This window comes from Sphingobacterium sp. GW821-FHT03E03 (assembly GCF_059420745.1).
In genome coordinates this window covers 67,959-76,865 of sequence record NZ_JBWKUH010000024.1, presented here as the reverse complement: position 1 = coordinate 76,865, position 8,907 = coordinate 67,959, and the positions used below count along the sequence as shown (strand labels likewise).

Annotated in this window: 7 protein-coding genes; 2 read left to right on the top strand and 5 right to left on the bottom strand. The window is 40.5% G+C overall.

From position 1 onward, the window contains the following. Positions 1–147: 147 nt before the first annotated feature. The 5 genes from AC07UV_RS20620 to AC07UV_RS20600 are packed head-to-tail and all read right to left on the bottom strand — an operon-like array spanning position 148 to position 6,121. A complete protein-coding gene (locus tag AC07UV_RS20620) occupies positions 148–897 on the bottom strand; it encodes a succinate dehydrogenase/fumarate reductase iron-sulfur subunit (protein WP_495185108.1) in 750 nt (249 codons plus the stop codon). Positions 898–908: 11 nt separating this feature from the next. After that, on the bottom strand, positions 909–2,825 hold the full coding sequence (locus tag AC07UV_RS20615) for a fumarate reductase/succinate dehydrogenase flavoprotein subunit (protein ID WP_495185107.1): 1,917 nt from the start codon (positions 2,823–2,825) through the stop codon (positions 909–911). A 10-nt stretch (positions 2,826–2,835) separates the two neighbouring features. Continuing rightward, positions 2,836–3,492 (bottom strand): succinate dehydrogenase cytochrome b subunit, encoded by a 657-nt coding sequence (locus tag AC07UV_RS20610; protein ID WP_495185106.1) that lies wholly within the window; start codon positions 3,490–3,492, stop codon positions 2,836–2,838. 11 nt (positions 3,493–3,503) lie between these two features. After that, positions 3,504–4,934, bottom strand: a complete 1,431-nt coding sequence (locus AC07UV_RS20605; protein WP_282254757.1) for an anion permease — start codon at positions 4,932–4,934, stop codon at positions 3,504–3,506. A gap of 20 nt (positions 4,935–4,954) precedes the next feature. Next, positions 4,955–6,121: a porin gene (locus tag AC07UV_RS20600; protein WP_495185105.1), complete on the bottom strand. Its 1,167-nt coding sequence runs from the start codon at positions 6,119–6,121 to the stop codon at positions 4,955–4,957. 308 nt (positions 6,122–6,429) lie between these two features. Here AC07UV_RS20600 and AC07UV_RS20595 point away from each other — a divergent pair, with 308 nt between their 5' ends. Together AC07UV_RS20595 and glsA are read left to right on the top strand one after the other, a co-directional pair. Further along, positions 6,430–7,818: a family 10 glycosylhydrolase gene (locus tag AC07UV_RS20595; protein ID WP_495185104.1), complete on the top strand. Its 1,389-nt coding sequence runs from the start codon at positions 6,430–6,432 to the stop codon at positions 7,816–7,818. Positions 7,819–7,866: 48 nt separating this feature from the next. Further along, positions 7,867–8,898, top strand: a complete 1,032-nt coding sequence (glsA, locus tag AC07UV_RS20590) for a glutaminase A (protein ID WP_282254759.1) — start codon at positions 7,867–7,869, stop codon at positions 8,896–8,898. Positions 8,899–8,907: the final 9 nt, after the last annotated feature.

The following is an 8,907-nucleotide window of genomic DNA, read 5'->3' as shown; positions in this document are numbered from 1 at the left end:
AAACCTACTTAAAAAGTATAATATTTTATAAATCCCTATTTTCCGGGATAATCGGCTACAAAAACAACAGAAATATTTGTCTAAACAGTTTAATATCATTAATTATCGCCTAATACATGACCGCAAAATTTTGAAATAGTAGAAGAGCTATTTCTTCTTAAAGATTAAGGCTCTATTATATTCAAAGTTCATCCTGGCGATATTTAGGACAGATATACCTTGCGGACATTCAACCTCACATGCTTCTGTATTTGAACAGTGTCCAAAAGATTCCACATCCATTTGCTTGACCATACTGAGTACACGATGATTTCTTTCCTCCTTTCCCTGTGGCAGTAAGGCCATATGTGTAATCTTTGCTGAAGTAAATAGCGCTGCACTCCCATTTTTACAGGTGGCAACACATGCACCGCATCCGATACAAGCAGCTGAATCAAACGCTTCTTCGGCAAGTTCATGTGAAATGGGAATAACTGTGGCATCTGGTGCCTGACCAGTATTGATAGATACAAAGCCTCCCAGTGAAATAATTCGGTCAAAAGCGGACCTATCCACTTTAAGATCTTTTTTCACCGGAAATGCTGATGAACGGAAGGGTTCTATCACAATAATATCATTATCGTTGAACGAACGTAGATGCAACTGACAAGTGGTCGTATGTTTCAACGGACCATGCGCAATACCGTTAATCATTACACCGCATTGGCCACAGATCCCTTCCCTACAATCATGATCAAATTCAACAGGATCCTCTCCGCTCACAATGAGCTTTTCATTTAAGGTATCCAACATTTCAAGAAAAGACATATGTGGATTAAGCCCCTGAAGATCATAGGCCACCAGTTTTCCTGCTGTTTGATTATCTTTTTGTCGCCAGATTTTAAGATGTAGATTCATAATTATTCATTTTATTTGTAGCTTCTTACAGTAGGTTGTATTTCTTCGAAAGTCAAAGGTTCTTTGATCAATTCTGGTTCTTCCCCTTCTCCTTTCCAGGCCCAGGCAGAGATAAATTGAAATTCAGCATCATTTCTCAGCGCTTCTCCATCCGCTGTTTGGTATTCCTCCCTAAAATGTGCACCACAGGATTCTTCACGGGTCAATGCATCATAGCACATCAATTCACCGATTTCAAAATAGTCTGCAACACGTCCAGCTTTCTCTAATTCCGTATTTAATGAATTTAGTTGCCCACTAACCATAACATTGCTATAAAATTCCTGCTTAAGCTTCTTGATTTCCGCTATTGCATATTTAAGTCCCTGCTCATTTCTAGCTAGACCACAATAATCATACAGCAGCTTCCCAAGTGTTTTGTGAAAATAATCGACAGTTTTATTGCCCTTAATCTGTAATAATTCATCAATTTGCTTTTTAACCGCTAACTCTGCCTTTTCAAACTCCGCATGATCTGTAGAAATCTTTCCGGTGTGAATTTCATTCGATAAATAATTGGCGATGGTATAAGGCGCAATAAAATAACCGTCCACTGAAGCTTGAAGCAACGAATTTGCTCCTAAGCGATTAGCGCCATGATCGGCAAAATTAGCTTCACCAAGTGCAAATAGCCCTGGCAAAGTTGTCATCAGCTCGTAATCAACCCAAAGTCCGCCCATCGAAAAATGGGCCGAGGGTGATATCATCATCGGTTCAGAATACGCATCATAGCCCGTTATTTTATGGTACATATCAAAGAGATTACCATATTTCTCTTCAATTTTTTGCTTCCCCTGTTCCTTGATTGCTTTTGCAAAGTCAAGGTAGACGGCATTTTTTAAAGGGCCTATACCAAAACCAGCATCTATCCGCTCCTTGGCCGCTCTAGAGGATATATCCCGCGGTGCAAGATTCCCGAATGCGGGGTATCGACGTTCAAGGTAATAATCTCGATCTTCTTCTGGGATGTCATTGGCTGCTCTGTTTTCATCCTGTTTTAATGGAACCCAAATGCGACCATCATTACGTAAGGATTCTGACATCAACGTCAGCTTGGATTGATAATCGCCTGATTGCGGTAAAGAGGTCGGATGAACCTGAATCCAACTTGGGGATGCCATCAATGCCCCTTTTTTATGTGCCCGCCAAATTGCCGATCCGTTACAGCCCATTGCTAAGGTAGATAGATAATAGATTTTGCCGTATCCACCCGTTGCAAGTATAACAGCATGTGCAGCATGTCGTTCAATCGCTCCAGTATCTAAATTGCGAACAATAATACCACGCACTTTCCCATCGATGACAACAACATCTAACATCTCATGGCGGGAAAAGAGCTGAACAGTTTTTTTACCGACCTGCCGCATCAAGGCCTGATAAGCTCCCAATAGCAGCTGCTGTCCGGTCTGTCCCCTTGCGTAGAATGTTCGGCTCACCTGAACCCCACCAAAAGAGCGATTGTTCAGATATCCCCCATATTCACGTCCAAAGGGAACACCTTGCGCCACCGCTTGATCTATCAAATTCAACGAACATTCAGCCATTCGATAGACGTTAGCTTCACGCGCGCGAAAATCGCCCCCTTTTAAAGTATCCACAAACATACGGTAGACACTATCGCCATCATTCTTATAATTTTTAGCAGCATTGACGCCCCCCTGTGCTGCTACAGAATGGGCTCTTCGGGGACTGTCCTGAAAACAGAATGATTTGACCTGATAGCCCATTTCGCCAAGAGATGCCGCTATTGAGCTTCCCGCCAGCCCTGTCCCCACAACAATGACATCTAATTTTTTGCGATTGGCGGGGTTAACAAGCTTTGCAGTTTTTTTATAGCGTGTCCACTTTTGCTCCAAAGGTCCCGCTGGTATTTTTGAGTTTAAAGTCATGTCTTCGCCTTTAGTTAACAGTAAAAAATATATAAATTGGCATTAACGCAAACCCTATGCTGATGACAATGGAATAGGTTGTACCAATTACCTTAAACCAATGGACAAATTTTGGATGATACAGTCCGAGGGTTCTCACCGCACTATGAATCCCATGAATAAGATGATAACATAAGGCCACCATGGACAAAACATAAATAAGCACATACCACCATTGTTGAAACACTGCAATAACCAATACATAGAGATCCTTATTTCCTTTTGCATCCAGTGGTGGAGCTCCAAACTTATATACGTACCAAAAATTCTGAAAGTGGATGACCAAAAATATCAGAATAAGCGTGCCCAGAATTCCCATATTTCGGGAATACCATTTGCTCGCACGTCCACGCCGGTCTGACTGATAATCCCCACCTGTTTTTTTATTCTTTATAATGATGACCAATCCATCAATAGCATGCAGTACAATACTCAGGTAAAGGACATAAGAAACAATTTTAATCAGGATATTTCCAGAGAGAAAGTGTGAATAGGCATTAAACTGTAAATGTGCCTGCTCCTGTGGTAAAAATAGCTGCAAATTTCCCAGAAAATGGATAAGCAGAAAGAAAGCGAGAAATAACCCCGTTAAGCACATAAGTATTTTCTTTGATAAGGTCGATAGCATAAGCCATTTATTTAATAATAACCAATAACTTTCATCCATAAACCACCTACACCCATATAGATAATCAGCAGCACGATCCCGATTTCCAGACCCCGCAACCACCAGGACTTAAGATCAACATAACCGCTACCAAAGAATACGGGTGCTGGACCATGACCATAATGTGTTAACACGCCATATATGGAACCCAGAAACCCAAGCATCATGGCCAACAACATGGGCGGGATGCCTAATGATACACCCACTCCCAATAATGCAGCATACATTGCGGCAACGTGAGCTGTGGCGCTCGCAAAGATGTAATGGCTAAAGAAATACACCAAAACAATTACGGGGAATGCAATCTGCCAACTCAGCCCGCCAATCTGTACCTTGATCAAATCACTAAACCAACCTATAAATCCAAGTTCATTCAGCGAACTGGCCATCATAACTAAAACGGCAAACCAAACAATGGTATCCCAAGCCCCCTTCTCTGCTTTTACATCCTCCCAGGTTAGCACCGAAGTCAGCAAAAGCAAAGTCAATCCAATAAATGCAGTTGTAGTTGCATCAATCGACAGCGAACCTCCAAAAATCCAAAGCGCCAGAAGTATAAAAAATGCCAATAACATCAACCACTCATTTCTGGATATGGGGCCCATCTCTTTTAATTTTTCCGCCGCCATTTTGGGTGCATCACCCGTCTTTTTTAGTTCAGGTGGATACAGTTTATAAAGTACAAGTGGAACAACAAAAAAAGCAACGATGCCCGGAATAAAGCCTGCAACGGCCCAAGACATCCACGTAATATCAATCCCTAGATTAGCCGCAAACTTTTGACACATCGGGTTGCTCGCTGTTCCGGTTAAAAACATGGAGGAAGCAATCAAATTCATGTAGTAGCTATTCAGTGTCAGATAGGATCCCAGCTTTCGATGCGTCTCTGGTTTGTCTGGAACAGAATCAAAACTGATGGCCATAGATTTCATAATTGGGTAAATGATACCGCCACCTCTGGCCGTATTACTAGGTATCGCGGGTGCCAGACACACGTCAGCCAAACCTAGACCATAGGCCAGTCCAAGTGAACTTTTTCCAAAAACTCGAATAAAAAGAAATGCAATACGATTGCCTAAGCCCGTTTTGATAAACCCGCGTGCGATAAAAAACGATATCCCTATAAGCCAGATAACCTTATCACCAAAGCCGGTCAACGCTTTCGTAATAGATTTACCCGCATCTCCGGGAGCTAAAACCTGTGTCAGCGCCGTAAATCCAATCGCCATCATACACATGGTACCCATTGGCGCCGCCTTCAGAATGATCCCGAGTATGGTCGCAGCAAATATGGCAAACAAATGCCAAGCTTCAGGACTAACGCCCTTAGGAACTGGAATAAACCACAAAATGAGCGCAACAATAAAAGTGATGGCAACATTTTTGACACTAATTTCCTTCATAATAATTGAGGTTTAAAAGATTAGAATCTACTTTGTACTTGTACGATAAATAAGTTTTTATTGTATTCATTGGTATTCTGAGTCTGCTTCTTATAGCGATCGAGTTGAAGACCAAGCTGTATCCGGGCACCGTAATTTTTCAAAAACTCCAGACCAAACATTGGCGTAAAAGTTTGCCTTGCATTTGCATTTAACTTATAATTTGGGTCGATATACTCATAACGACAGGAAAGCTCAAATGCACTGAGGTTATAATAGTTGACTTCATACCTTAAATTCGGCAGGAAATAGATACCGCGAACGAGGTAGTCACTTAATTTTGAAGTACGCGCCCCCTCATCCAACGCATAATATAAGTTATGATTGATAGCCTGTTTTGCTTCCAGTTGCATATCCAGGTTCCAACGTTTCCCAAAATCTACGTTTCCACTCAGATCTACCCCCAGTGCGTGTACTTGCTTTTTCATAACCTCACCCACACCGCCATTTAGCCCAAGATTGACCCCATATTTTTTTGAAAGCCCAAATACCAAGCGTGTTGAATATTGCTTTCCATTATCATTGTCGACGACTTGGTTTTTACCATTTCCATTGACCACGGAAAAAGAATAACTAAATGGCATATCTCCTAAATTGACCTCCCCTGTTGCTGCCATTCCAATCTGAAAACTCGCCCAACCCAATTTGCCAAATTCAATATATTGATTTGACCAATCCAACGATTTAATAATATCTATTGGATAAGTTTCCTCAATGCCAAACCAAGGTCGAAACTGGCCAACTGTAATGGCCAACTTAGGGCTAAACGTATATTTTAAATACGCATTTTCAAGTACCTTTGTTTTTGGGTCACTTTTAAAATCAGCTAAATTGGCAAGGACTGCTACTTCAGTTCGCTTACTGATCTGCGCACGCATCTGCACCCGCATATACTTCACCATAAAATTATTGTCCGTTCCAGAGCCGTCACTATGGTGAAGCCCGTTCACGTCAACATCTTTAGTTGTGCTCACAAGGTACCGCGCCTGAAAAAGCCCCTTTATCTGCAGTTTGGGATAGGTGATTTCTTCTTTGATTTGCTGTACAGAATCTCTTTTTATCGGCTCAACTGGACCCGGTTCTTGTCCTTTTACAGTCGTGTATAGCAATAAGTATAAGACAGAAATTGGAATGTAAAGTTTCCTCATATCTAAAACAATTATCTATTCGCCAGTAGCCCAGCGCACTTTTCAATGTCAATAATGTATATTATAATTTATTCTTTCTCTAGTAACATCTAAACGGGTGAATAGTTTTAATTTTCTAATAAATTTTGTAACTAAAAGAAAGTTTCCTCCAAAGAGAGGTCAAATTGATTAAATTCAGCGTTTTTGTGTATTTTCACGGTTGAATATACCCAGATTTCAATTTTTGAATTAGTAAAAATTTCAAGATTGAAACAAATACTAAACATCCAAAGAACAAATTATAGATAATTTTAGAATCAATAAATCATATGAAAGAACAATTAATCAGAAAATGCTGTATTTGCCTCGTACTAATTATCTATGGGTTTTTCGTCCCTGTTTCCGAGGCGGCGGAACGGGAGAAGCCGGCAATGTTTTGGACTTGGCTGGATTATAATCCAACTACAAATTTTGATTCCATCTGCCGTGAGATGAATTACTTGGGTATTGATGGGGTCATGCTAAATGCAGCCAGTCCTGATGAATATAGAGTCGCCATTCCTATTGCAAAGAAATATGGGATACAGGTAATTGCCTGGCTATGGACGATGAACCTGGAGCATGATCGGGATAAGATCTTAAAAGAACATCCAGACTGGTTTAGTGTCAATAGAAATGGAAAAAGTCTGGCTGATACCACTGCGTATGTTGGCTACTACAAATTCTTATCACCCGTTGTACCAGGAGTGAAAGAGTATATTAAACAGAAAATCCAGTCTTATTGCGAAGTTGAAGGTCTCGATGGTATATCAATAGACTACAACCGCTATGTAGATGTTGTATTACCAACCACTTTGTGGCCAAAGTATAATATCGTTCAAGATCGCGAATACCCAGCATGGGATTATGGATATCACCCCATTGCCATAGAAAAATTCAAAAAACAATATGGTTATGATCCCAGGGCACAAAAAGATCCTTCAAAAGATCTAAAATGGAGACAGTTTCGTTGTGACCAGATCACTGACATCGCTAATATGATTGCTGAAGTTGTCCACAGCCATGGAAAGACTATGGCAGCCTCGCCTTTTCCTACACCAAAAATGGCTTCGAGAATGGTTCGTCAAGATTGGGGTAAATGGAAACTGGACGTTGTATTCCCTATGGTATACAGCAACTTTTACACCGAGGATCCAAGCTTTATAAAAGATTGTACGCTAGAAAATGTCAGAGATAAAGCTGCGAATACCACTTTGTACTGTGGATTGATGGCTAAAAACAATGATGAAATGTTTGTCGATATGGATGAGGCTTTAAATAATGGTGCTCAGGGAATCTCTATTTTCACCATACAAAGTCTCCAAGATCCAAAGATTAAAGAGCGCTTCAGAGCCTATACAACAGCCGCTAAATCCAAAAAAGAAAAAAACAATGGAACCTTACCTCGTATTTCAACCAATAAGGTAGAAAACGACCCTTTTAAGAAAGCTGGCATCATGAAATTGATCACCCAAAAAATTCAAGACATGGTAAAAGCGGAAAATCCGGCAGCAAATCCTGTGGTATTATCTAAGTATAAGCAAGTTGATGCGTACGATGTCACAAAAAAATATCTCGTAAAGGATAAGGTCAGTAACAAAAACTTCTATGTGACCTTCTTTTTCTATGGTGACATACTTTCGGGCTGGAATGTTGATCCTGCCCCCTCGAACAGCTAAAGTATCGATACTTTCCTATCTTTGGACTTTCATAAATAGATTGAAGACATGAATAGAACTTTTGGTTTGATAACAGCTTTACTTGTCCTAAGCTATACAGGGCGAATAGATGTGTGCCAGGCGCAGCAGACGACAAGTACCGCAACGGTAAAGGATGCAAAAAAGATAGATCAAGCAACATTAAATAGCATTCTTGAAAAGAATAGTCAGCGCTTTAAACTGGGAAAAGTAGCAGATTACATTCCAGAACTGGGCAAAGCAAATGCACAATCCATTGCACTATCTGTTGTAAATAACGATGGTACTCTGGTAAGTGCCGGAGATATACATCAAAAATTTACGATCCAAAGCATATCAAAAATAATTGCGTTGATGATTGCGGTACAGGAGAATGGTGAAAAAGCTGTTTTTGAGAAAATGGGATATTTTGGAACCGACAAACCTTTCAATCACTTTGGCAATTTAGAAACAATGGGTAAACCGCTTAATCCTATGATGAATGCAGGTGCTATATTGACCACAGCCCTTATTAAAGGGAATGCTGAAGAACCCTTTGCTAAAATCCTTAAGATGATACGTTTCATTACAAACAATGAACAGATAGATTATAGCCATGCGGTATATAACTCAGAAAGAGAAACTGGTCATAGGAATCGCGGTATGTTCTACATTATGCGAAATAATGGGTTAATTGATGGTGAAGGGGAAGAAAAGCTCAATAATTACTTTAAACAATGTTCCATCGAAATCACAGTGGAAGATCTTGCCAAAATAGGCTATTTTTTTGCCAATCACTGTGTCCGTTATGATGGAAACAAACAATTTCAAGATCCTAATCTGTCACAGCTTATTCAGTCACAAATGCTGATTGCCGGCATGTACGAATTCAGTGGTGAATATGCCCGTACGGTTGGGCTACCGAGTAAATCCGGTGTGGGCGGAGGAATCGCTGTCAGTGTTCCCCGTAATATGGGAATAGGCGCTTTCAGTCCGGCTTTAGACCAACACGGCAACTCACTGGCAGGTTATCATATGATCCTAGATCTGGTGAATGCCAAACATCTGAGCCTATTTGATTAACAGATCAAA